Here is a 23,686-nt window from a genome sequence, read left to right on the forward strand (position 1 = left end):
GCGGGTCCTCGGGACCGAGCCACTTCGTGGGCCTGGGTCCGCGCGGTTCTTCGACGGACGATCCGTCCTTGGCCCGGGTCGGTCGCGTCTTGTCGGCAGGAGCTTCCTTCGGTGGGTGGTCGAGACTTACAGGCCGAGCACGAGGGCGGCCGAGCAGACGAGCAGGGTGCGGGTGGATAAGGCGATGGACATGTCGTGCCCTCCTCGGACCCGGCGTGACCGGTCACCCTCGGGGACGACCCCAGGAGATGTCCGGTTGCGGCAAAAGCCGCACGTGAGGGCGCGCGACGTACGGGTTTGCGATCGGGACCCGGTGGAGGCTTGATCGAACGGCTCGCCCGCCCCGACCCGAGGCCGGGTCGGGGCGATGCCGCGCATGCGGCGGGCAGGTGCGACGGCATCGGAACCGCCTGCGCCCGGAGGCCGCAGAGCGCTCGGAGAATCGGCGGGCCGGGTCAGCGCGGTCGGTCGCCAAGGATGGTCACGCGTTCCATGATTCGCTCGTGTGGGTAGTAGTCGGCGCTCGCGTAGTGCTGTGTCGCGCGGTTGTCCCAGAACGCGATCGTGCCGGGGCGCCAGCGCAGCCTGCACTGGTATTCGGGGTGGCGGGCCTGGTCGTAGAGGAATGCCAGCAGTTCGCGGCTCTCGTCGTCCGGCAGGCCCTCGATGTGGTGGGTGAAGATGCGGTTGACGTAGAGGAGTCGGCGGCCGGTCTCCGGGTGGGTGCGGACAACGGGGTGGGAGACTGCGGGGTACTTCTGCTGCTGCCGGGCCAGTTCCTCGGGTTCGAGGGCGCTGCCGAAGGTCTGGGTGAAGTCGTGGACGGCCGTCAGCCCGTCCATGCGGGTCTTCGTCGCCTCCGGCAGGCCGTCGTAGGCCGCTGCCATGTCCGACCACAGCGTGTCGCCGCCGACGGCGGGGACGTGTACGGCGCGCAGGATCGAGCCCATCGGGGGTGTGGTCTCGAACGACGCGTCCGAGTGCCACACGTTTTCGACCGCCGGCGAGTCGGCGCCCCGGGAGAGCCGGACGACCTCGGGGATGTCGTCCGCCTTGGGCAGGAAGGGGTGGACCTCCGGTGTGCCCCAGAGCCGGGCGAGGTCACGGTGTTGGGGTGCCGTGAGGTTCTGGTCGCGAAAGAACAGGACCTTCCATTCGAGCAGGGCTCGGTGCAGTTCGGCGTGCAGTTCCGGGCCGAGCTGCCGGGCGAGGTCGATGCCGGCGATCTCCGCGCCGATGGTGGGGCTGCACGGCGCCAGTTCGAACAGTTCGTACGGGGCGGTGGGCCGGTAGTCGCCGGTGGGGCAGAGTTCGCGCACGGGCACGGCGGATAGGCCGTTGTCGAACACCGGGCGGCGCGTGTTCTCGGGAGCAGTGGTCACGGCGGGAACCTCCAGGAGTGAGGCGGAAACAGGGATCGATGGGAACAGGGGTTGATGGGAACAGGGTTGGTGGGAACAGGGATCGGTGGGAAGCAGGAGTTGGTGGGAACAGGAGTTGGTGGAGACAGTGGGCACGGTCACGCGCGGTGGACGCGGGGAGTCGGTCGATGCGATCACGCTCCGGAGGTCGCACCGCCGGTGGCCGGGGTGCGTCCGTGGCGCATGAGTACGGCCACCAGGACGCCGACCAGGCCGACGACCGCCGCGATCGCGAAGGCGTGCTCGAAGGCGGCGTCCGCGTAGACGATGCGGCCGGTGCGCGCGTCGGCGCGGGCGATGTCGCGTGCCATCACGACGGCGGGCCCGGCCGCGAGCCGGGCCCCGGCTGTACGGCGGAGTGGGTGACACGGGGACCGAAGTTGCCTGTTCCAGTTCGGGTTCCGGTGCGGGTGTCGGGGATGGGCTGACTGCCACGAGGGCCTCCTTCGGACGACGTGGTGGCGCGGCGTGACGTGGCTCAGGGCAGGTCGAGGTGGCGCGCCGGCCGGGCGGGGGGCGGCGGGCGCGGCGGCGCGCGGGCATGGCCGGCGGGCGACTCTGCTCCGGTGGGTGGGGGATCGCGCTGAGGGAACGAAGGGCAATCCCCCGGTCGCGGAAGGAAATCACCCCTGCGGGGTGTGCGGGATTGCTACGGGGCGCCGGGTTTCCGGATCTGTTCCAAAGGGGTTTCCGATGCGGACAGTGCCAGGGTTTCCGGGCGGCACGGCGCGGTGAGAAGGCCGACACCGGCGTCCACCAGGTCGGCCACGTACAGCGCGGTCGTGCCCGGGGCGTAGTGGGAGTCGACGCTCTGGCGCAGCTCGCGTTCGGCGAGCGCGCGCGTGGCGAATCCGGCGAAGTGTTGCCAGCGTCGCAGGGCGAGCCGGTCCGGGAGCGTGCCGCCGGACAGGGTCAGGGCGCGGGTGTTGAGTTCCTTCAACCCCGTGGTCCACGGGCTGCGCCCGAGGTCGTCGAGTGCGAACGTGACGACGTCGGGGTGCACGGTGTAGGCGGCCTGTACGCAGAACCGCAGGTACCAACTGCCCTCCGACGGGCTGTCGCGCAGTTGGTCGAGCAGTTCGGCGAGGGGCAGCACGAATGCCTCGGCGAGGGCGTACGGATCCTGTGTCCGTCCCTGCCGGTCGAACAGTGCGATCAGTTCGGTGCGGCGCGCGTTGATCGGACCCATGCGGTACTCGAAGATCGCGTCGACCAGGCCCTGGGGCGACCCGAAGTGGTATTTGACGGCATTCGTATTGCGCTGCCCGGCCGCCACGGCGATCTCCCGTGCCGAGACCGCGTTGATGCCCCGCTCGGCGAACAGGCGTTCCGCAGTTGTCATCAAGCACAGCCGGGTGGCCGCCGAATTTTCCATGTCGCGGACGTTAACGCACATGCGTTAACCATTCAAGAGCCCGAAGCATCCCCTACGCCAGGACGCCGCACCCTTGTCTCGACACTCCGGGAGGGCCCTGCCGCGTCGTGCTTGGCGAGTGCTTCGCGGCGAATCCACCGGAGCAGGGTGGGGTTGTCGACGGTTGTGACGACGCCGACGGTGCCGTGCAGGTGACGGTCGTCGTCCAGCAGGGCGAGCAGGCACGCGGCCAGGTCCACACGGGCGGTGAACCTGCCGTCGGCGTGGCCTTCGACAAGGGTGTAGTCGGTGGCGAACGGCAGGTGGTAGAGCCCGCTCGGGCGCACGATCGTCCAGTCCAGATCGGCGGACCGGACCAGCGTCTCCATCCGCCGCATGTCGTCGTACAGCGTCTTGCCCAGCACCTTGGTGACGTAGGGCAGGAGTACTCGGTTGAACAGGAACCCGCCGTCGGAGTACGGGTGCGGGTCGACGCCGCTCGAGCTGACCACGGCGAGTCGACGCACGCGATGCCGTTTCATCGCGGCGACGATGTTGGCCGCTCCCTGCGAATAGGTGTTGATCGGCTCCTTCGCGGCGGGCACCCCGAGCGTGGACAGCACCGCGTCCCGCCCGGTCACGACGGCGTCGACGGCCACCGGATCGAGCACGTCGGCACCGACCACCTCGAGGCGATCGTGGTGCAGCGGAAACGAGTCCGGCTGCCGGGTGACCGCGGCGACCCGATGTCCGGCGGCGAGGGCCCGGGCGGTGAGCAGGCGGCCGGTGGGGCCATTGGCTCCGAAGACTGCGATACGCATGATGACGGTCCTTTCCTGATGACGACGTCTTCTCCGAGACGATCGGGAAGCCGCGTGCGGCGGTCCGAGTGCTCGCGCCGGCGCCGGCGGTTCGTCGAGCGGTGCGTGTACCTGCGCCGGGTGCGGCTCAGGTGTGTGTACCTGTGCCGGGTGCGGCTCAGGTGCGTGTACCTGCGCCTGGTGCGGCTCGCGTGGCCGCACCCGGCACAGCCCTGGAAGTCCTCGCACCGCGACGACGGCGCCGGCCGCGGTCGGATGTCGGCCATCTGCGGCACGCCCGCCCGCGCGGCTTCCGTACCGCCACGACCATGCCGAAGACGGCGTGGTGGAGCGGGCCGACCGGCTCGGCGCCCCCGTCGCCGATCCGGTCCACAAACTCGAAGTCCGCAGCGTCGCGCGCGCGTTCGGCTGCCGGATCCCGTGCCCGGTGTGGAACGCCGTGGGTTTTTCGGTCAGTCCGAGTCCCGGTCGGCCTGCTGTGTTTCGCGCAGGACCGCCCAGGCATCCGCCACCGGGCCCACATGCCCAAGCTTGTCGGGGTTGCTCACCGTACGGATCGCCTGGATCCGCCCGTCGAGGATGTCGAGCGTCCAGGTGTTGACGACCCCGCCGTCCCGGTCGCGGAAGATCGCGCCGGGCTGGCCGTTCATCCGGTGCGGTTGCACGACGCCGCCGATCCGGGCGAACGGCGGGAGGAAGACGGCGAGCACCCGGGACACACGGTCGGCGCCGAAGAAGCCTCCGGCCCACTGCGGGGCCTTGCCTCCGCTGTCCGCGACCAACGACACGTCGGCGGCGAGCAGTTCCCGCAGCGCGTCGACGTCGCCTTCCCGCAACGCCTCGAAGAAGCGTTCGGCGAGTTCGTCGCGCTCGCGACGGTCCGCCTCGAAGCGGGGCCGGCCCTCGTCCATGTGGCGGCGCGCACGCACCACCAGCTGACGGCACGCCCCCTCGGAGCGGCCCACCGCCGAGGCGATCTCCGGGAAGCCGAAGGCGAACACCTCCCGCAGCACGAAGACCGCCCGCTCCAGCGGACTGAGCCGCTCCAGCAGCAGCAACGCCGCCATCGACACCGAATCGGCCAGTTCCGCCGACTGCTCCGGGTCCTGGTAGGGGTCGGTGAGCAGTGGCTCGGGGAACCACGGTCCGACGTATTCCTCGCGCCGGACGCGAGCCGAGCGCAGCACGTTGATCGAGATGCGGGTGACCACGGCCGACAGGTACGCCTTGGCCGAGGTGGGGGTTGTCGTGGAGGTCGCGTAGCGCAGCCAGGTCTCCTGGACGGCGTCCTCGGCCTCGGTCACGCTGCCCAGGATCCGGTAGGCGATCGAGAACAGCAGCGGTCGCAGTTCCTGGAACTCCTCGGTGTGGGTCACTTCAGTTCCTCCTTGAAGCCCTGCCGCCACGAGGGGTGGCGCAGCCGCCGGCCGAGTTCCCGCTTGGCCTTCGCGTTGGAAAAGCCGCGTCCCTCGGTCATCATCACCACCGCCTGATCACCGGCCGGCAGTCGGACGAGCCACACCGGGATCCGGATCGGCTGCTTCGCGCCGGCGCACGCCGCCAGGTGGGGCAACCACTCGCTCGCCGGGGCCGGTTCGTCGTCGACGATGTCGAACACGCCCCTCGCCTTCTGCTCCACGGCCAGGACCGTGGCGCTCGCCGCATCGTCGAGATGCACCCACGAGCTGTAGCCGGTGGCACGCCCCACGAGCGGGTACTGCCGCTTGCGCACCAACTCGACCTGGTCGTCGATGGCGCCCGGCCCGTAGAACGCGCCGTAGCGCAGGACCACGCCGCCGGCCTCGAGGACCACGTCCTCGACACGGCTCAACGCTTTCAGCCCCACGTGCGCCGCCGTGCCCTCGAGCAGGTCCAGCGGATCCTGTTCGGTCTTCACCCATCCGCCCGCGCGGATGCCGTTCCAGGAGGCGTAGCCCTGCGCGACGAAATGCGACACACCGGTCGCCTCGGCTGCGGCCAGAAGGTGGTCCGTCCCCTCGGTACGCAGCCGGTTGGTCGTGGCGAACCAACGGTCGGGATGCTTGATGTCGGGCTTGCCGGCGTGCGCCATGGAGATCGCCGTCATCTGGTGCACGATCACCTCCGGCCGAGCCTTGGCCACCGCCTCGCCGACCGACACCGCGTCCAACCGTCCATCACCACGCCGTCCGCGTCCTGCCGCGCCAACTCGCGCAGCTTGGCCGCGCTCGTGGTCGTGGCCGTCACCTGGTGGCCGCGGGCCACGAGCTGTGTGTGGCACCAGCCGCCTCCCCAGAACGCCGGTTCCGCCCGCCAGGAACACCCGCATGATCATCACCTTCCCGACGCGAGAATCTGTCTTCGCTACCCGAGACAAGACAGCGCGGCCACCTGTGACATGGCGGCGAAGATCAGCCGACCGCAAGGGATCGACCGACCCGCCGCGGCGAAGGCGGGAGTCGGCTGCACGGGATTCGAACCGAGACGAACGTGCGGGCGATCGGGGTTCCGTCGCCGACCAGGCGCGGCCGTCGAGGAGGGCACGGCGGAAGCCCGCTCGTGTGGGTGCCGGAAGCCCGGCCTCCGAAGCCGGATCGGGGCTCTCGCGTGTACAACGGGTGTTCAGGCGGCCCATTGTCACCTTTGACGCGTCGTCCGCCGCCGAAACGACCGGACCCTAGGTTGCCGACCATGGACATCGCACCCCGCAGCGCCCCGTCCCCACGGACACCCGCCACCCACCTGGAGATCGAGCCGAGCATCCTGTACTTCGGTACCCCGGTGACACTCCTGTCGACGGAGAACCAGGACGGCTCGTTCAACCTCGCCCCGATGTCCTCCGCATGGGCACTCGGACGCACCGTCGTACTCGGACTGGGCCGCGAGGGGCAGACCGCGCGCAACCTCGGTATCCGACCCGACGTGGTGATCAACCTGCCGGCCCCCGCCCAGTGGCCGGCGGTGGAGCGGCTGGCGCCGCTGACGGGACGCAACCCGGTGCCGGCCACCAAGGCCGAGGGCTTCCGCTTCGAGCCGGACAAGTTCGGCGCGGCCGGCCTGACCGCCGAACCGTCCCACCTGGTCCGTCCGCCTCGCGTCGCCGAATGCCCGATCCAACTGGAGGCCCGCGCCGAGCGGGTACAGCCGGACGTCTCCGGGGGATTCGTCATCGTCGAGGCCGTCGTACGCAAGGTTCACGCCGACTCCCGCATCGTCGTTCCCGGCACCGACCACATCGACCCCGCCGCCTGGAGCCCCCTCGTCTACAACTTCCGCCACTACTTCGCACTCGGCCCGGAACTCGGCCACACCTACCGCAGCCAAACCCCCCGCAGCCCCAAGGACTCCGCCGCCGAACAGGCACTCGCCGGCACCGCGCACCACTGACCGCCGGTGGTCGGCCCGAAGTCGGCGGCAGTGGCGATCCCGGCGGCGCAGAGCGGCGAAGTCCTCTCCGGTGTCGGGCCGTACACCTTTGGCAGGCGGCCTCAAGGCCCTGCCCGGTTGTCCCGCGCACCTCCCGTCGGAGCCGGCCCGCCTGCGGGCCACTCCGTCTTCGCCGCTCCGACCGACGTTGGGCCGCTGTGGTCGACACGCTCGTTGGCTGCGGATCCGCGGCACTGTCCCCCGGCTCTGGCCCAGGCTGTGGCGGTCGCCGTCTACACGGACACGCCCATCGACTGCCTCGACTGCCTCGACTGCAACCACCGGCCCTGACCGGCCTACCGGCGCGGACACGCCAACCGCGCCGAGACCTCTCCGCCGACAACCGTGCGCGCTGTCGACGAGCACCCGCCCGGTCACCCGGCGCCGATCGCGGGGCTCGAACGGGTTCTCGGGCCGGCGCAAGGTCAGGAGAGCCCGATTCCTAAGCCGTGGCCCGCCGGACTCGGTAGTTCCAGCGTGTGAGCGACCGGACGACGGTTTCGGCGCCGATGGGGTTGGCGCTGTGAACGAAGACCGCTCCGATGCGGAAGGGGCTTCCGTGGAAGGCGGCTTCTTCCAAGAGGGTCACCACGGGCAGGATGGTGTCGTCGCCGCCGAGATCGTGGTCGAGCCAGAGTTCGTCGATGAAGCGGTCGCGGTACTCGCGCAGGAGCCGGATACCCTCGCCGCTGGTGCGGGCGATCCGCGTGGCCCTCGGCAGCGGTCGCAGGTCGTCGATGCCGAGGATGACGGGCGTCGGTACGGGCGGGTCTTCATGCACCCGCACATCATCCTGTACCCGACCACCAGCGCGGAAGAGCGGCCACAGGAAGCGCCGAAGCAGCGAAGGCGGAGCATCACGAGCAGGTCGCAAACCGCGGCGCCGACCCACCCGGCAGGTTGACCCGCGCTGGGCGACAGTCGCGGACGCACGGTGGCGGAGGCGGCTTACCTGAGTGCCTTTACGGTTTCCTTCGCCCCGGGCCGGAGCGCGCGGACGAGGTTCGGCGCATCCTCTCCTCCTTCGTGGAACCCACCCGGCAAGAGCCCGGAAATCTGCAATACCACCTCCACGAGCACGAGGACGGCCGTTTCTTCCTGTACGAGGTCTGGCGCTCGCAGGAAGACCTGGACCGGCACAACGCGACGCCACCGCTGCGCGCCTTCCTGGAAAACCTGTCGACCTTCCTGGAGGCGGACCCGGAGGGCTACTTCGACACCATGCTCAGCCCGTATCCCGGGGTTGCGCCGGTTCCCGCCTGAGCGGGTGTCCACGGGCAGGTGCCATGCGTGGCAGACGCGGGAGGACGCCCGGTGACCTGCCGGTTGCGGTGTAGGAAGGCAGTCGGCGAAGCGATCGCGGTACTCGTGGGCGAAGCGGCCGAGGTGCGAGACGCCCCACCGGTAGGCGATCGTGCCGACGGGGTCGGTGGAGGTGCGGATGTCCTCACGGATCCGGTCGAGTCGCAGGTTGCGGACGTAGGACATGGGCGAGAGGCCGAGCCGGTCGTGCCCTCACGGTGTGCGATTCGTTCGGAAGGCGGCGTCGAACGAGGTGTCGGGCGGTTGGATGGCGGCCAGCGTGCGTACGAACGCGAGCGCGTCGGGTGCTCCGATCAGACGGTCCATACCGGCGTCCTCCCACTCGATCGAGATCGGTCCGGAATAGCCGACGGAGTTGAGCGCCCGGAAGCAGTCCTGCCAGGGCACGTCGCCGCGGCCGGTGGAGACGAAGTCCCAACTCCGGCGCAGGTCTCCCCACGGCAGGTGGGAACCCAGACGACCGCGTCGGCCGTCGCCGTCGCGCAGCCGGGTGTCCTTGCAGTCCACGTGGTAGAGGCGGTCGCGGAAGTCGACGATGAAGGCGATCGGGTCCAGTCCCTGCCACAACAGGTGGGAGGGGTCCCAGTTCAGGCCGAGGGCGGGCCGGTGGTCGACCGCCTCGAGCATGCGCGCCGTCGTCCAGTAGTCGTAGGCGAGTTCTCCCGGGTGCACTTCGGCGGCGAACCGCACGCCGGTCTCGTCGAAGGTGTCCAGGATCGGGTTCCAGCGGTCGGCGAAGTCGGTGAAGCCCTCCGCGATCTGCTGCGGGGATACCGGGGGGAACATCGCCACGGTGTGCCAGATGGCCGAGCCGGTGAATCCCACCACGGTCTCGACGCCCAGTCGGGCGGCGGCTCGCGCGGTGTCCTGGATCTCTCGGGCGGCCCTGCGGCGCACCCCCTCGGGCGAACCGTCGCCCCACACGTGCGTGGGCAGGATGGCGCGGTGGCGCTCGTCGATGATCGCGTCGCACACCGCCTGTCCCACCAAGTGGTTGGATATGGCCCACGTCCGCAGCCCGTACTTGTTCAGGATCGCCATCCGGCCGTCCACGTAGTCCTCCTCGGCGAGGGCTCTGCGGACGTCGAAGTGATCGCCCCAGCAGGCGATTTCGAGGCCGTCGTAGCCCCAGTCGGCGGCGAGTCGGCACACCTGCTCGAAGGGCAGGTCCGCCCATTGACCGGTGAACAGCGTGATGGGGCGAGGCATGGTCGTCCTTCCCGGGGGCGCGGCGCGGAGTCCGCGTCGCACGGGAGCGGGCGGGTGCGGGGTGGCCGCTCCACGGGGCCGGTGCATCCGACGCCCTCCCGCTCTTTCGGTGGATTCGAGGGCAGCAGCCTCCACTCGACCACTTAGTTTGTCCATAGACAGGAACAAGTTTGTTTTCATTCGTGAAAACTCTTCTTGACACAAGCGGAATCCACTACATTCCTGGCGGAACGCGGCTGTCGGAACCCGACGAAGGCGGGAAGGAACGCAACGCCGCGTTCACGCACCCCCACGACCCCTCCGGGGCCGCCGATGCCGCGCGCAGACCTCCGGGACGCGTGGCGTTCGATCCCGATGGCGGCGTGCCGAAGCCGTCGAGCGAGTGACCGCGTCCACGACGTCGTCGACCCCGTCGGCGCCACGTACGAACGAGGAGATGTGATGACGGGACTACCCCAGCCGGGGGGCGAACGCAGACCGATGGCGTGTCGATGGATCGAGCCCACCGGGCCCGAGGCGCCCGCCCCGGATCGCGCGCCGTCCACGTCTTCGACATCCGCGACGCCTCCGGCCGAGCGCGCGGGTCGTGTCGGGGTGTGGCTGGTGGGTGTTCGCGGGTCGGTCGCCGTGACCACGATCTGCGGGGCGCTCGCGGCCTCGGCCGGCGACGAGTCGCCGCTGGGGTGCGTCACCGCCACCACGCCCTTCGCGCGATGTGGCCTGGTCGGCTTTCGTGATCTGGTGTTCGGCGGGCACGACGTGGACACGATCGGGCTCCGGGCCCGCGCACGGCGGCTCGTCGCGGACGGGGTGCTCCCGCACGGCTTGCCGGACCGGGTGGGCGTCGGACTCGACGCGATCGACGCCCGCGTGCGTCCGGGCGTGGCCGCCGCCGACCCGCGCCCCCAAGCCGACCAGATCGCGGAACTGGTCCGCGATATACAGGAGTTCGCCTGGGCGCAGGACCTGACGCGGGTGGTCGTGGTGCATCTCGCGTCCACCGAGCCGCTGCCGAGGCCGCACCCCGCCCACGCAAGCGCGGCCGCGTTGGGCGCGGCCCTGGAGACCGGCGTCGACGTGCTGCCGCCGAGTGCGCGCTACGCGTGGGCGGCCGCACTGGCGGGCTGCGCGTTCGTCGACTTCACGCCGTCGGCGGGCGCGCGAATACCGGGCGTCGCCGAGTTGTTCGTCGCGCGCGGCGTGCCGTACGCGGGAAGCGACGGCAAAACCGGGGAGACCCTGCTCAAGAGCGTCCTGGCGCCCATGTTCGCCCAGCGCGCCCTGCGCGTCACGTCGTGGTCGGGGACGAACCTCCTCGGCGGAGGCGACGGCGAAACCCTCTCCTCGCCCGAACGGGCCGCGGCGAAGGTCGAGTCCAAGGACCGGGCGCTGCGTTCGCTCCTGGGCGGGCCGGTGGGCGGCGGGGTGCACATCCACAACGTGCCGGAGCTGGGAGAGTGGAAAACCGCCTGGGACCACGTGAGCTTCGAGGGCTTTCTCGGCACCCGGATGAACCTCCAGTTCACCTGGACCGGTTGTGACTCGGCGCTGGCGGCGCCGCTGGTGCTGGACCTGGTCCGCCTGGCGGCGCGCGCCCACGCGGTGGGTTGCGCGGGACCGCTGCGCGAACTCGCCTTCTACTTCAAGGACCCGGTCGGAAACGACGAACACGCGCTGTCCGCGCAGTACGAGACCTTGCTCTCCTGGGCCCGGGAACGGCTGGCGACGGGCCGAAAGGCGACGCGATGAGCGCGGCCCAGCGCCCACGCGCGCGGGTCGGCGGCCCGGGCGAGGGCATGCCGACCGAATCCGCCGCGGACGACACCACACCCGGAGCGGGCACACCGCCGAACGCACGCTCGGTACCCGCCCCGGAACCGGCGGCAAGATCGCTCGCCGACCGCGGCGACCGCGCCGACCGACCGGGGATCACCGCCCGGCTGCGAGCGTACGCGGAACTCGTCCGGGTGTCGGCCGCGTTGAGCGTGCCCGGCGACGTGCTGGTCGGCGCGGCCGCGTCCGGCCGCCTGCCGCACGGCCGAACGGCGGCCCTGCCGCTCGCTTCGGTATGCCTGTACTGGGCGGGAATGGCGCTCAACGACTACGCGGACCGCACCTCGGACGCCGACGAACGACCGCATCGCCCCATCCCCTCGGGCCGGGTCGCGCCCGGGGGCGCGTTGGGAGCGGCCGTCGGTCTCACCGCCACGGGCCTCGCCCTGGGATCGTGGGCCGGCGGACGGCGTCGGCTGCCCGCGCTGCTGGGCCTGGCGGGCGCGGTGTGGACGTACGACCTGATCTGGAAGGGCACCCCGTTCGCCCCGGCGGGCATGGCACTCGCGCGCGGGCTGGACGTGCTGGTCGGCGCGGAACCGGCGCGCTACGCGCTCGCCGCCCCGAGCGCCGCGGTCGTGGCCCTGCACACGTACGGCCTGACCGCGTTGAGTCGGCACGAGGAACACGGCACGACGCCGGAACCCCCCGCCCGTGCCCTGGCCACCGCCGCGGCGACCGCGATCGCCGCCGCCCGGATCGGCCACGGCCGTCGACCCGGCGACGTGAAACCGGCGGACCGGAGCGGGGCGACACCCGCGTCGGCCGCCGCCTTGATCGCATACGCGGCCGCCTACGGCCGTCCACTGCTGCGGGCGAGCGCCGCCCCCCAGGCCCCGGCGATCCGAGCGGCCGTCGGCGGTGGCGTTCTGGCCCTGATCCCGCTACAGGCCGCCCTGTTGTCCCGACTCGGTCGACCCGGCGCCGCACTCGCGCTGTCCGCGTCCTGGCCCCTCGGCCGCGCCCTCACCCGGCACGTGTCACCCACCTGAGCGAGGTGAACCCGCCCGTCGCCGGCCCGAACACGGACCCGGACCCGGGCCCAAACCCCGACCCGAGCACGGACCCGAGCCCTAACCCGAACCCCGACCCGAACCACACCCGACCCCAGCGGAGGAGGAAGTCCCCGTGAGAATCGCCTACGGCACCAACGGTTTCGCCGACCATCGCATCGGCGACGCGCTCGAGATACTCGCCGACCTCGGCTACGACGGGGTCGCGTTAACCCTCGACCACCACCACCTGGACCCCTTCACCCCCGGATTGGCCTCGCGCGTCGCGGGAGTGGCCGCACGGCTGGACCGGCTCGGCCTGTCGGTCGTGATCGAGACCGGCGCACGCTACCTCCTCGACCCCTGGCGCAAGCACCACCCCACCCTGCTCGACGACACCGCCGGGGCGGACCGACGCGTGGACCTGTTGGAGCGCGCGGTGCGCGTCGCGGCCGAACTCGGCGCCCCCGTCGTGTCGTTGTGGAGCGGCCGGGCTCCCCGCGACGTCGACCCCCGGGCCTGTTGGGAGCGCCTGACCGCGGGCTGCTCACGGGTCCTGACGCAAGCGCACGCACGGGGCGTGAGCCTGGGCTTCGAACCCGAACCCGGGATGTTCGTCGACACCCTCGACCGCTACGAGGAACTGTGGCGACGCCTGGGCCGCCCCGAACACCTCGGCCTCACCCTGGACATCGGGCACTGCCGCTGCCTGGAGCCGCTACCGGTGCCCGACTGCGTGGCACGGGCCGGACCGCACCTGGTCAACGTACAGATCGAGGACATGCGCCGCGGCGTGCACGAACACCTGGAGTTCGGGCAGGGCGACATCGACTTCCCGCCCGTCCTGCACGCCTTGGCCGACACCGGCTACGACGGGCTGGTCGGCGTCGAACTGCCACGCCACAGCCACGCCGCCACCGAGACCGCCCGCCGCTCGATCGCCTTCCTGCGCGCGGTCGAAAAGGAGATCGCCGGATGAGGCACCCGGGGCACCGCGAAGCGCACACCGATACATCGACCGCGACGCGGCCGGCTGCCGACCGTCGATCGCCCGAACCGCACCTCGACGCACTGCGCGCGGCGTTCGAGGCCGGCGTCCGCCCCGAACGGCGGGACTGGCCCGCCCGGACGGCGGCGAACCCCGCCCGCGTGGCCGCCGCATTCGCCGCGGCGGGCCGAGTTTGCGGACGCGCGGACCTCGCCGGGATCGCGGGCTGGACCTGCGACGACGCCGCGCGCGTACTGCTGCTGCACGCCGTCGCCCGCGGCCGTGACGGCGGCCCCGCGCCCGTAGACCCGACCGCCCTGGTACGCGCTCTGTACGACCGCGGCGACCCGTGCGAACGCCGCGCGGTGCTGCGGGCCCTGCCCTACCTGCCCGACGTCGACCCGGCATCGGCGCGCGAGCTGGTCGAGGACGCGCTGCGGACCAACGACCACCGCCTGATCGCCGCCGCGATGGGCCCCTGCGCCCAGGTCCTGGACGCCGCCGCGTGGCGGCACGGAGTCCTCAAGTGCTTGTTCGTCGGTCTACCCCCGACCCCCACCGTCGCCGACCTGGACCAACGCGCCGACGCCGAACTCGCCCGCATGCTCCGCGACCTCGGCCGAGAGCGATCCGCCGCCGGTCGACCCTCGCCCACCGGTCTCGAACCCATCGCCACCGCCTTCGCACCGTAGCCGAGGAGCCCCACCGATGCGCGTCTTCGACCCCCACATCCACATGACCTCGCGCACCACGGACGACTACCGCGCCCTGCGCGACGCCGGCATCCGGGCCCTGGTCGAACCGGCCTTCTGGCTCGGCCAACCCCGCACGTCCGTCGCGTCCTTCGTCGACTACTTCCAGAGCCTTTTGGGCTGGGAGCCGTTCCGCGCCGCCCAGTACACGATCGAGCACTTCTGCGCCATCGCCCTCAACCCGAAGGAGGCCAACGACCCCCGCTGCGCACCCGTCCTGGACCTCCTCCCCGAGTTCCTCGCCAAGGACCGCGTCGTCGCCGTGGGCGAGATCGGCTTCGACTCGATGACCGACGCCGAGGAGCACGCCTTCACCCACCAGCTCGCCCTCGCGGTCGAGTTCGAACTGCCTGCCCTGATCCACACTCCCCACCGGGACAAGGCGGCCGGCGTCCGGCACACCCTCGACCTGATCCGCGACAGCGCCATCGAGCCCGGCCGCGTCCTGATCGACCACCTCAACGAGACCACCGTCGAACTCGTCGCGGACACCGGCTGCTGGATGGGCTTCTCCGTGTACCCCGACACCAAGATGACCCCGCAACGGGTCGTGGATGTCCTGCGCGCCATCGGCCCCGACCGCGTGGTGGTCAACTCCGCCGCCGACTGGGGGCACAGCGATCCCCTGTCCACCGTGCACACCGGCCGCGCCATGCTCGCGGCCGGCTGGAGCGCGGACCAGGTCGACCACGTGCTGTGGCGCAACCCCGTCGCCTTCTACGCCCAGAGCAACCGCCTCGACCTCCCCGCCCCGGACGCTCTCGTCCGCGCTCGACCCGGCGACACCCACGAGGGCAACTCCATCCTGCGCGGAGCGCGCACATGAGGTTCCGACACCACGACGGCACCCTCGTCCACGCCGCCTACTGCACCAACGTCCACGCCGCCGAGGACCTCGACGGCGTCCTCGAACAACTCGGCCGATTCTGCGAACCCGTACGAACCGAACTCGACCTCGACACGCTCGGCGTCGGCCTGTGGCTCGCCCGCCCCGTCGCCACCGCGCTGACCCGGGACCACGCCGCGATCGAACGCCTGCGCCGCGAACTCGCCCTGCGCGGGCTCGAAGTGGTCACCCTCAACGCCTTCCCCTACACCGGCTTCCAACACGACGTCGTCAAACACAACGTGTACAGCCCCGACTGGGCCGACCCCGCCCGTCTGGCGTACACGCTCGACTGCGCCCGCATCCTCGCCCACCTGCTCCCCGACGACGCCACCCGAGGCAGCGTTTCCACGCTGCCGCTCGCCTGGCGCACGCCTTGGCCGGCCGAACGCTCCGACGCCGCCCGACGCGCCCTCGACCACCTCGCCGCCGGCCTCGAACACATCGAATCGCGCCACGGCCGGCGCATCCGCGTCGGCCTGGAACCCGAGCCCGGCTGCGTCCTGGAGACCACCGACCAAGCCGTCGCCGCACTGCGCGGCACCGATCCCGACCGGATCGGCGTCTGCCTCGACACGTGCCACCTCGCCGTCGGCTTCGAGGATCCGCACACGGCCCTGGTCACGCTCGAGAACGCCGGCATACCCGTGGTCAAATCCCAGGCCTCGTGCGCCCTCCACGCCCAGGCACCCACCCCCGACACCCTCCGCCCCTACGCCGAACCACGCTTCCTCCACCAGACCCGCGAGGCCGGCACCCCACCGCTCGCGGTCGACGACCTACCCCAGGCCATCGCCGGCGGCCTACCCGGCAACGCACCCTGGCGCGTGCACTACCACCTCCCCCTCCACGGCCGACCGCGCGCGCCGCTGACGGCCACCCACGACGTGCTCGACCGCGCCCTCGAAGGTCTGTTCGCCGGCCCCCGCGCGCGCACCGACCACATCGAAGTCGAGACCTACACCTGGCCGGTCCTGGACGACACCGGGCCACCGACCCCCCGGGCCCTGGTCGCCGGTATCGCCGCCGAACTCGCCGCACTGCGCGCGGCCCTGCTCGACCTGGGCCTGAAACCCGCCGACAGGAAAGGAACCTGATGCCCCGCCTGCTGGTCCTGAACGTCGTCGGACTCACCCCCCGCCTGCTCGCCCACATGCCCGCGCTGCGCCGCATCGCCGACAGCGGCTTCCAGGCCCGCCTGGACCCGGTGCTGCCCGCGGTGACCTGCTCCGTGCAATCCACCTTCCTCACCGGCGACCTCCCGCGCGAGCACGGCATCGTCGGCAACGGCTGGTACTTCCGCGAACTCGGCGAGGTACTCCTGTGGCGGCAACACAACCGCCTCGTGGCGGGCGAGAAGATCTGGGAGGCGGCCCGACGCGTACGCCCCGACTACACCGTCGCCAACATGGGCTGGTGGTACGCCATGGGCGCCGACGTCGACTGGACGCTCACCCCCCGGCCGATCTACTACTCCGACGGCCGCAAGGAACCCGACTGCTACACCGATCCGCCCGAGCTGCACGACGAACTCACCGCCCGCCTGGGCACTTTCCCCCTCTTCCACTACTGGGGACCGACCGCCTCCATCCGCTCCTCGCAATGGATCATCGACGCGACCGCCTACGTGCTGCACAGGCATCGGCCCGATCTGACCCTCGCCTACCTGCCGCACCTGGACTACGACCTCCAACGGCACGGCCCGGATGCCCCCGAGGCGATCCGGGCCGCGCGTGAGATCGACACCGCGCTGACCCCACTCCTGCGCCGGGCCGCCGAGAGCGGTTGCACCGTCGTCGTGCTCAGCGAATACGGCATCACCCGCGCAAGCCGGCCCGTCGACGTCAACCGTGTGCTGCGCCGCGCGAGTCTGTTGCGCGTGCATACCCAGGACGGCATGGAGTACCTGGACCCGTGGACCTCGCGGGCATTCGCGGTGGCCGACCACCAGATCGCCCACGTGTACGTCCGCGACCCGGCCGACCGTCCCCGCGTCGCCGCCCTGCTGGCGGAACAACCGGGCGTGGCCGAGGTCTTGGACGCCGAGGGCAGACGCGAGTACGGGCTCGACCACGACCGGGCCGGCGACCTGGTGGTGGTCGCCGAACCCGAGGCATGGTTCACGTACTACTACTGGCTCGACGACGAGCGTGCCCCCGACTTCGCCCGCCAGGTCGAGATCCACCGCAAACCCGGCTACGACCCGGCCGAACTGTTCTGGGACCCCGCCGACCGCCACGTCAAACTCAAGGCGGGCGTGGCCCTGGCCCGCAAACGGCTCGGGCTGCGCTACCGCATGGCCGTCGTCCCGCTCGACCCCGCCCCGGTACGGGGAACCCACGGACGACTCCCCGCCGACGCGGCGGACGCCCCGCTGCTGCTGTGCAGCGACCCCACCGCCAAACGCGACACGGTGCACGCGACCCAGGTCAAGGCCCTCCTGCTCGAACTGGGCCTGGCGAACGCATAGGCGACGGATCGCCGGCACACGGGGCGGCAACCCCCGGTGTGGTGGCGCGACTTCATGAGCTCACGTCGTCGTGGGCAACTTCACGACCACATGGTTTGTCCTTGATCTGGAAGAAGTTGGATTTCTTCTGTGAAAACTCTTCTTCACTCAGGAAGAACGCACTACATTCCTGGCCAAGCACCGGCCGTCCGGGCCGGACAACCCGAAGGGACGCATCCGTGACCACGCAGTTCGACGGTCCGAGCGCAAGCACAGGCATCGGGGTCGGCATGGTCGGCTACTCGTTCATGGGTCGCACGCACTCCCAGGCGTGGCGCACCGTGAACGCCTTCTTCGACCTGGCGCGGGCACCGACGATGGTCGCCCTCGCCGGACGGGACCGCGCCGCGGCGACGACCGCCGCGCGACGCCTGGGCTGGAACGTCGCGCTCACCGACTGGCGCGCGCTGATCGAGCGCGACGACATCGAGATCGTCGACATCTGCACCCCCGGCGCCTCACACGCCGAGATCGCCGTCGCCGCGCTCGCCGCCGGCAAGCACGTCCTGTGCGAGAAGCCGCTGGCCAACACGGTCGCCGAGGCCGAGGCCATGGTGGCCGCCGCCGACGAGGCCGCCACCCGCGGCGTACGCGCCATGGTCGGGTTCAACTACCGCCGCGTACCCGCCGTCACCCTCGCCCGCGATCTCGTCGCGGAGGGACGCCTGGGCGAGATACGCCACGTGCGTGCCCAGTACCTCCAGGACTGGATCGTCGATCCCCAACACCCACTGGTGTGGCGGCTCGCCAAGGACGAGGCCGGCTCCGGCGCGCTCGGCGACATCGGCGCGCACATCATCGACACCGCCCAGTTCGTCACCGGCCAACTCCTCACCGGAGTCAGCGCACTCACCGAGACGTTCGTCCGCCGACGCCCGGTGGCCGAACTCACCGCCGTCCACGGCGACGTCGACGTCGATGACGCCGCGCTGTTCATCGGCCGGCTCTCCGGCGGCGCCCTGGCCTCGTTCGAGGCCACCCGCTTCGCCACCGGACGCAAGAACAGCCTGCGCATCGAGGTGAACGGCTCGGCCGGCAGCATCGCCTTCGACTTCGAGGCCATGAACGAACTGTGGTTCGCCGACCGCACCGACGACGCCCGCACCGCCGGCTTCCGCCGCATCCTGGTCACCGAGCCCGAACACCCCTACGCCGGCGCCTGGTGGCCGGCCGGCCACCTGCTCGGCTACGAGCACACGTTCACGCACCAGGCGGCGGACCTGCTCACCGCGATCACCGAAAGGCGCGACCCGACCCCCACCTTCGCCGACGGACTCCAGATCCAGCGGGTCCTGGCGGCCGTCGAGACCAGTGCCCAGGGCGGCAACGGATGGGTACCGATCCCGACCGGTCGGCTCGCCGCATCCATGGGAGGTCTTCGATGACGCTGCTGGCGGTAACCGGAATCCGCAAGGAATTCACCGGTGTTCGCGTCCTGCACGACGTCGACCTCGACGTGGGGGCCGGCGAGGTCCACGCGGTCGTGGGGGAGAACGGCGCGGGCAAGTCGACCCTGATGAAGATCCTCGCCGGCGTGCACACCCCCGACGCCGGCACCATCGCCGTCGACGGCACGCCGGTCGCCTTCTCCCACCCCTCCCGCGCCCAGGCCGCCGGCATCGCGATCATCCACCAGGAGTTCACCCTCCTGCCGGAACGCACGGTCGCCGAGAACGTCTTCCTCGGTCGCGAACCCACTCGGCGCGGCCTGGTCGACCGGGGCGCCATGGAGCAGGCCACCACCCGACTCCTGGCCGAACTCTCCGAGACCTCGTTCGGCCCGCGAACGCCCGTCCGCCGCCTGTCGGTTGCTCAGCAGCAGGTCGTCGAGATCGTCAAGGCGTTGTCCACCGACGCCCGCGTGCTGATCATGGACGAGCCCACCGCCGCACTCGCCGACCACGAGGTCGAGCGGCTCTACGCGCTCGTGCGCCGGCTCACCGGACGCGGCCTGGGCATCCTGTACATCTCGCACCGCCTGCGCGAGGTCTTCGACCTGTCGACCCGCGTCACCGTGATCAAGGACGGCCGGCGCGTGGCCACCCTGGCGACCGCGACGACCGACGAGGACACCGTCGTACGCCTGATGGTCGGCCGCGAACTCGGCGCCTACTACCCCCCTCGCGCCGGCGCCGCGGACGTCGGCAAGGTGCGCCTCGCCGTCGCCGGAGCCGGAAACGCCAAGCTGACCGCCATCGACCTCGAACTGCGCGCCGGGCAGGTCGTGGGCATCGCGGGACTCCAGGGATCCGGGCGAACGTCGCTGGCCCGAGCCCTGTTCGGCGCGACACCGTTCACCACCGGCACCATGCGCGTCGACGGCAGGGAGCTGCGTCCGCGTGATCCGCGCGAGGCCATCCGCGCCGGCATCGCGCTCGTCAGCGAGGATCGCAAGGGCGAAGGACTCGCCCTGCGCCAATCCGTACGCGACAACACCCTGCTCGTCGAACGGGCCGTCTTCTCCCGCCCGTTGCGCGCCCGCCCCGCCCCGCCCGTCGCCGATCTGCTGGCCCGCGTGGCACTGCGCGCCCGCGGCGAGGACCAGCAGGTGCGCTACCTGTCCGGCGGCAACCAACAGAAGGTCGTCATCGCCAAGTGGCTCGGGGTGCGCCCGGGAGTGCTCGTCTTCGACGAGCCCACGCGTGGCGTCGACGTCGGCGCCAAGGCCGCCATCCACGAACTCGTCCGCGAACTGGCACGCGAGGGCATGGCGGTGCTCATGGTCTCGTCCGAACTCCCCGAGGTGATCGGGATGAGCGACCGCGTGCTCGTCATGTCCGAAGGCAGGATCGCCGGCGAACTGCCCGCCGGCCCGACCGAAGAAGAGATCATGCGCCTCGCCACCGCCGGTCGCGTGGCCGCCGGAGCCGCCACGTGAACACCCAGGCCCTCGCACCCCGAACACGCACCGCGAAATCCGCCCTCCCCGGCCGGTTCGCCGACCCCACCAGTGTCGTCTACCTGGCCCTGCTGGGGGTCATCCTCCTCGGCTGGATCACCGTCACCGCCCGCGGCGGCTCCTTCCTCACGCTCGACAACACCGTCGGCATCCTGCAGAACTCCGTCGTCCTGGGCCTGATCGCCGTCGGCCAGAGCGTCGTCGTCCTCACCGGCTCCCTGGACCTGTCCGTCGCCTACCTGGTCAGCATCGCCACCCTCGTCGCCGCCGAGACCATGGACGGCTCCGACGGCAACATCGTCCCCGCGATCGCCGCCGTGCTCGCCTTCTCCGTCGCGGTCGGCCTCGCCAACGGCCTCATCGTCACCAAACTGGGGGTCAACGCGTTCATCGCCACCCTCGGCGTCGGCTTCATCCTGCGCGGCTGGATCGAGGACACCTACTCCGGACCCGCCGGCAAGGTCCCCGAGTCCTTCCAACGCCTGGGCTTCGACCGCATGGGCCCGATCCCCGTCTCCGCGTTCCTGCTCCTGGCCGTCGCCGTCGCCGTCTGGTTCGTGCTGCGCCGCACCCGGCTGGGCTATCACATGTACGCCGTCGGCGGCGACGAACAGACCGCCCGCCTGTCGGGCGTGCGCACCCACCGCGTGATCATCGCCGCGCACGTGTTGTGCGCGGTATGCGCCGGGCTGGCCGGGCTGTTCCTCGCCGCCCGCCTGGGCGCCGGCTCGCCGTGGGCCGGCACCGAGGCGCGCTACGACCTCACCTCCATCGCCGCGGTCGTGCTCGGCGGCACCGCGCTCGCGGGCGGCCGCGGCGGGGTCACCGGCACCATCGGCGGCGTGCTGATGCTCGCCGTCCTGGACAGCGTCTTCAACCAGATCGGCGTCGACCCCTTCTTCCAGAACGTGGTGCGCGGCGTCGTCATCATCGTCGCGGTCGCGCTCTACGCCCGCCGAGGCACCACCAAGGGGGTCGCGTCGTGATGGTCGACACCCTGGACAAGCGGCGCCGGGCGCCGCACGCGTCCCCCGATCCGCACCTCGTGGCCCGCGCCACGCCCGCACGACGGTTCGCCGCCTCGCTGCGCGCCGGCGCGCCGGTGTACCTGCTCCTCGCGGCGTTGCTGCTCGCACTGGGCATCGAGGACCCGACGTTCTTCCGACCCGATCCCTTCCTCGCGTTCCTCAAGCGCTCGGCGCCGCTGGTGGTCCTCGCCGCCGGCCAGTACCTCGTGATCGTCTCCGGCGGCTACGACCTGTCGGTGGGCGCGCTCGTCACGGTCGGCGTCGTGGTCACCGCGGAGACCTACCACGCCTTCCCCGGCGCGCACTGGACGATCGTCGTGGCCGTGCTGCTCATCGGCGGCGCGTTCGTCGGCCTGATCAACGGACTCGTGACCACGGTGCTGCGGGTGCCCTCGTTCATCGCGACACTCGGCATGACCCTGATCCTCGAAGGCGCCGTCTTCTACTGGACCCAGGGTTCCCCGAGCGGCATCCTGCCCGACGACTTCCGCCGGATCGGCCGCAGCATCGCCTTCGGATCGGTGCCCTGGGCCGTGCTGGTGTGCGTCGCGGTGGGTGTCGTCGCGGTCGTGCTCATGCGATCGAACTTCGGCCGCACCCTGGTCGCCACCGGCGACAACGCCGAGGCCGCGGGACTGGCCGGAGTGCGCGTGATGCGGGTACGCGTACTCGCGTTCGTCCTGTCCGGCACGGCCGCCGCGGTCGCGGCGATCCTCGTCGGCGGCTTCTCCGGGGTCTCCGCCCAGGCCGGGCGGGGTTACGAGTTCGAGGCCATCACCGCCGTCGTCCTCGGCGGCGTCGCACTCGGCGGCGGCAGCGGCTCGGTGGTCGCGGCGATGGCCGGCGCGCTGTCCCTGCAGACCCTGTTCACCCTGCTCAACCTCCGCGGGGTCTCCAACGCCCTGGAGACCACCGTCCAGGGCGTCATCGTCATCACCGCCGTCGCGCTGGGAGCCGTCGACTGGTCCCGGCTGCGCGCCCGCGTGTCCGCCCACCTGCCCTTCCTGTCCCGACCCTCCCGAGGAGAATCACGATGAGACACAGACTGTCCGTCGGCCTGACCGTCGCAGCCGCCCTACTGGCCACGGCGTCGTGCTCCAGTGACAAGGCCGACTCCTCGTCGGCGAGCAAGGCCCCCGGCGTCCCCGGCGCGTCCGCCCCCGGAACGAACCCCGGCAAGGGCGACTCCGGCGACTCGAAGTTCTTCGTACAAGCGGACTACGACCGCCAGTTGGCGCTTCTGAAGGCGACTCCGCAAGGCCCCGCGGACAAGCCCTGGGAGCAGATGCTCGACCCGCAGCAGATGGTCGACACCACGCAGTACAAGAAGGACGGCCCGTACGAGATCTGCTTCTCCAACGCGAGCGTCGCCAACAACTGGCGCCAGACCGGCCTCAAGAACATCCAGGCCGAGGCCGCCACCCACCCCGAGATCGCCAAGTTCACCGTCCTGGACGCCCAGGGCAAGGACGACAAACAGATCTCCGACATCCAGGAACTCGCGGGCAAGGGCTGCTCCGCGCTGATCGTCTCGCCCAACACCACCGCCACGCTCACCCCGGCCGTCAAGGCCGCGTGCGGAAAGATCCCGGTCGTCGTCTTCGACCGAGGCGTCAGCACCGACTGCCCGGTCACCTTCGTCAACCCCGTCGGCGGCTACGCCTTCGGCGACACCGGCGCCCGATTCCTGAAGGAGAAGGTCAAGCCCGGCGGGAAGATCCTCGCGCTGCGGATCCTGCCCGGCGTCGACGTCCTGGAGAACCGCTGGGCCGCGGGCAAGCGTGTGCTGGAGCAGGGCGGACTCGATGTCGTCGACGTCAAGTTCACCGACGGCGACCCGGCCAAGACGAAGGCCGTCGTCAGCGACGCCATCCAGCGCCACGGCACCATCGACGGCGTCTGGATGGACGCCGGCGACACCGCCGTCGCGGCCGTCGAGGCGTTCGAGGACGCGGGCAAGAAGGTCCCGCCGATCACCGGCGAGGACCAGCAGCAGTTCCTGGAGGTCTGGAAGAAGAAGAACCTCACCGCGATCGCCCCGACGTACCCCTCGTACCAGTGGCGCACTCCGATCATCGCGGCTCTGAAGATCCTCAAGGGCGAACCGGTACCCAAGGAATGGAAGCTTCCGCAACCCACCATCACGGCCGACAACCGCGATCAGTACCTCAAGCCCGGCATGCCGCCGCTGCATTACGCGATGTGCGGCTGTGAGACGTTGCCCGGCTATCCCGACAAGTGGGGCGGCAAGTAGTCGAACGAGTCG

Annotated in this window: 22 protein-coding genes and 1 pseudogene; 14 read left to right on the forward strand and 9 right to left on the reverse strand. The window is 71.1% G+C overall.

The window, feature by feature from the left end; genetic code table 11:
* Positions 1–455 precede the first annotated feature (455 nt).
* The 6 genes from ACIBSV_RS40840 to ACIBSV_RS40865 all read right to left on the reverse strand — a co-directional run bounded on the left by ACIBSV_RS40840 (position 456) and on the right by ACIBSV_RS40865 (position 6,210).
* Complete coding sequence (locus ACIBSV_RS40840) at positions 456–1,382, reverse strand: TauD/TfdA dioxygenase family protein (protein ID WP_395872392.1); 927 nt, start codon at positions 1,380–1,382, stop codon at positions 456–458.
* A 173-nt stretch (positions 1,383–1,555) separates the two neighbouring features.
* Positions 1,556–1,732, reverse strand: a complete 177-nt coding sequence (locus tag ACIBSV_RS40845; protein WP_395872394.1) for a hypothetical protein — start codon at positions 1,730–1,732, stop codon at positions 1,556–1,558.
* A gap of 338 nt (positions 1,733–2,070) precedes the next feature.
* The gene (locus ACIBSV_RS40850; RefSeq protein ID WP_395872396.1) at positions 2,071–2,796 is read right to left on the reverse strand and encodes a TetR/AcrR family transcriptional regulator; all 726 of its coding nucleotides are present in this window, start codon (positions 2,794–2,796) and stop codon (positions 2,071–2,073) included.
* Positions 2,797–2,828: 32 nt separating this feature from the next.
* Positions 2,829–3,596, reverse strand: a complete 768-nt coding sequence (locus ACIBSV_RS40855) for an NAD(P)-dependent oxidoreductase (RefSeq protein ID WP_395872398.1) — start codon at positions 3,594–3,596, stop codon at positions 2,829–2,831.
* Positions 3,597–4,048: 452 nt separating this feature from the next.
* Entirely contained in the window at positions 4,049–4,972 is a 924-nt protein-coding gene (locus ACIBSV_RS40860; protein ID WP_395872400.1) for an RNA polymerase sigma-70 factor, read from the reverse strand.
* Positions 4,969–6,210, reverse strand: a complete 1,242-nt coding sequence (locus ACIBSV_RS40865) for an NAD-dependent epimerase/dehydratase family protein (RefSeq protein ID WP_395872402.1) — start codon at positions 6,208–6,210, stop codon at positions 4,969–4,971. The genes ACIBSV_RS40860 and ACIBSV_RS40865 overlap by 4 nt, the downstream gene beginning before the upstream one ends.
* A gap of 56 nt (positions 6,211–6,266) precedes the next feature.
* Between ACIBSV_RS40865 and ACIBSV_RS40870 the strand changes: the two genes are divergently transcribed.
* On the forward strand, positions 6,267–6,962 hold the full coding sequence (locus tag ACIBSV_RS40870; protein ID WP_395872404.1) for a flavin reductase family protein: 696 nt from the start codon (positions 6,267–6,269) through the stop codon (positions 6,960–6,962).
* A gap of 481 nt (positions 6,963–7,443) precedes the next feature.
* On the opposite strand, the gene ACIBSV_RS40875 is transcribed toward ACIBSV_RS40870, so the two are convergent.
* Positions 7,444–7,782 (reverse strand): cyclic-phosphate processing receiver domain-containing protein, encoded by a 339-nt coding sequence (locus tag ACIBSV_RS40875; RefSeq protein ID WP_395872406.1) that lies wholly within the window; start codon positions 7,780–7,782, stop codon positions 7,444–7,446.
* A 119-nt stretch (positions 7,783–7,901) separates the two neighbouring features.
* Between ACIBSV_RS40875 and ACIBSV_RS40880 the strand changes: the two genes are divergently transcribed.
* On the forward strand, positions 7,902–8,264 hold the full coding sequence (locus ACIBSV_RS40880; protein WP_395872408.1) for a putative quinol monooxygenase: 363 nt from the start codon (positions 7,902–7,904) through the stop codon (positions 8,262–8,264).
* Positions 8,265–8,408: 144 nt separating this feature from the next.
* Here the strand turns inward: ACIBSV_RS40880 and ACIBSV_RS40885 are convergent.
* Both ACIBSV_RS40885 and ACIBSV_RS40890 read right to left on the reverse strand, forming a co-directional pair.
* Positions 8,409–8,489: pseudogene (locus tag ACIBSV_RS40885) on the reverse strand (hypothetical protein); the annotation flags it as partial.
* A 27-nt stretch (positions 8,490–8,516) separates the two neighbouring features.
* Positions 8,517–9,533: a sugar phosphate isomerase/epimerase family protein gene (locus ACIBSV_RS40890; protein ID WP_395872410.1), complete on the reverse strand. Its 1,017-nt coding sequence runs from the start codon at positions 9,531–9,533 to the stop codon at positions 8,517–8,519.
* A 480-nt stretch (positions 9,534–10,013) separates the two neighbouring features.
* Here ACIBSV_RS40890 and ACIBSV_RS40895 point away from each other — a divergent pair, with 480 nt between their 5' ends.
* From ACIBSV_RS40895 to ACIBSV_RS40950, 12 genes are all read left to right on the forward strand, one after another.
* On the forward strand, positions 10,014–11,282 hold the full coding sequence (locus tag ACIBSV_RS40895; protein ID WP_395872556.1) for an inositol-3-phosphate synthase: 1,269 nt from the start codon (positions 10,014–10,016) through the stop codon (positions 11,280–11,282).
* Positions 11,279–12,358, forward strand: a complete 1,080-nt coding sequence (locus ACIBSV_RS40900; protein ID WP_395872412.1) for an SCO3242 family prenyltransferase — start codon at positions 11,279–11,281, stop codon at positions 12,356–12,358. Before ACIBSV_RS40895 ends, ACIBSV_RS40900 begins: the two co-directional genes overlap by 4 nt.
* Positions 12,359–12,494: 136 nt before the next feature.
* Positions 12,495–13,337, forward strand: coding sequence for a sugar phosphate isomerase/epimerase family protein (locus tag ACIBSV_RS40905; protein ID WP_395872414.1), 843 nt, complete (start codon positions 12,495–12,497; stop codon positions 13,335–13,337).
* Positions 13,334–14,038, forward strand: a complete 705-nt coding sequence (locus tag ACIBSV_RS40910) for an EboA domain-containing protein (RefSeq protein WP_395872416.1) — start codon at positions 13,334–13,336, stop codon at positions 14,036–14,038. The genes ACIBSV_RS40905 and ACIBSV_RS40910 overlap by 4 nt, the downstream gene beginning before the upstream one ends.
* A gap of 16 nt (positions 14,039–14,054) precedes the next feature.
* Positions 14,055–14,924 (forward strand): TatD family hydrolase, encoded by an 870-nt coding sequence (locus ACIBSV_RS40915; RefSeq protein ID WP_395872418.1) that lies wholly within the window; start codon positions 14,055–14,057, stop codon positions 14,922–14,924.
* Positions 14,921–16,081, forward strand: a complete 1,161-nt coding sequence (eboE, locus tag ACIBSV_RS40920) for a metabolite traffic protein EboE (protein WP_395872420.1) — start codon at positions 14,921–14,923, stop codon at positions 16,079–16,081. The genes ACIBSV_RS40915 and eboE overlap by 4 nt, the downstream gene beginning before the upstream one ends.
* Positions 16,081–17,454, forward strand: coding sequence for an alkaline phosphatase family protein (locus ACIBSV_RS40925; RefSeq protein ID WP_395872422.1), 1,374 nt, complete (start codon positions 16,081–16,083; stop codon positions 17,452–17,454). The genes eboE and ACIBSV_RS40925 overlap by 1 nt, the downstream gene beginning before the upstream one ends.
* A gap of 269 nt (positions 17,455–17,723) precedes the next feature.
* Positions 17,724–18,878 (forward strand): Gfo/Idh/MocA family protein, encoded by a 1,155-nt coding sequence (locus tag ACIBSV_RS40930; RefSeq protein ID WP_395872557.1) that lies wholly within the window; start codon positions 17,724–17,726, stop codon positions 18,876–18,878.
* A complete protein-coding gene (locus ACIBSV_RS40935; protein ID WP_395872424.1) occupies positions 18,875–20,371 on the forward strand; it encodes a sugar ABC transporter ATP-binding protein in 1,497 nt (498 codons plus the stop codon). Before ACIBSV_RS40930 ends, ACIBSV_RS40935 begins: the two co-directional genes overlap by 4 nt.
* Positions 20,368–21,378: an ABC transporter permease gene (locus ACIBSV_RS40940; protein WP_395872426.1), complete on the forward strand. Its 1,011-nt coding sequence runs from the start codon at positions 20,368–20,370 to the stop codon at positions 21,376–21,378. Before ACIBSV_RS40935 ends, ACIBSV_RS40940 begins: the two co-directional genes overlap by 4 nt.
* A complete protein-coding gene (locus tag ACIBSV_RS40945) occupies positions 21,378–22,457 on the forward strand; it encodes an ABC transporter permease (protein WP_395872559.1) in 1,080 nt (359 codons plus the stop codon). Before ACIBSV_RS40940 ends, ACIBSV_RS40945 begins: the two co-directional genes overlap by 1 nt.
* Positions 22,454–23,674, forward strand: coding sequence for an ABC transporter substrate-binding protein (locus ACIBSV_RS40950; protein WP_395872428.1), 1,221 nt, complete (start codon positions 22,454–22,456; stop codon positions 23,672–23,674). Before ACIBSV_RS40945 ends, ACIBSV_RS40950 begins: the two co-directional genes overlap by 4 nt.
* The last annotated feature ends 12 nt before the right edge of the window (positions 23,675–23,686 follow it).

The organism is Embleya sp. NPDC050154 (assembly GCF_044460165.1).
Lineage (GTDB): Bacteria > Actinomycetota > Actinomycetes > Streptomycetales > Streptomycetaceae > Embleya.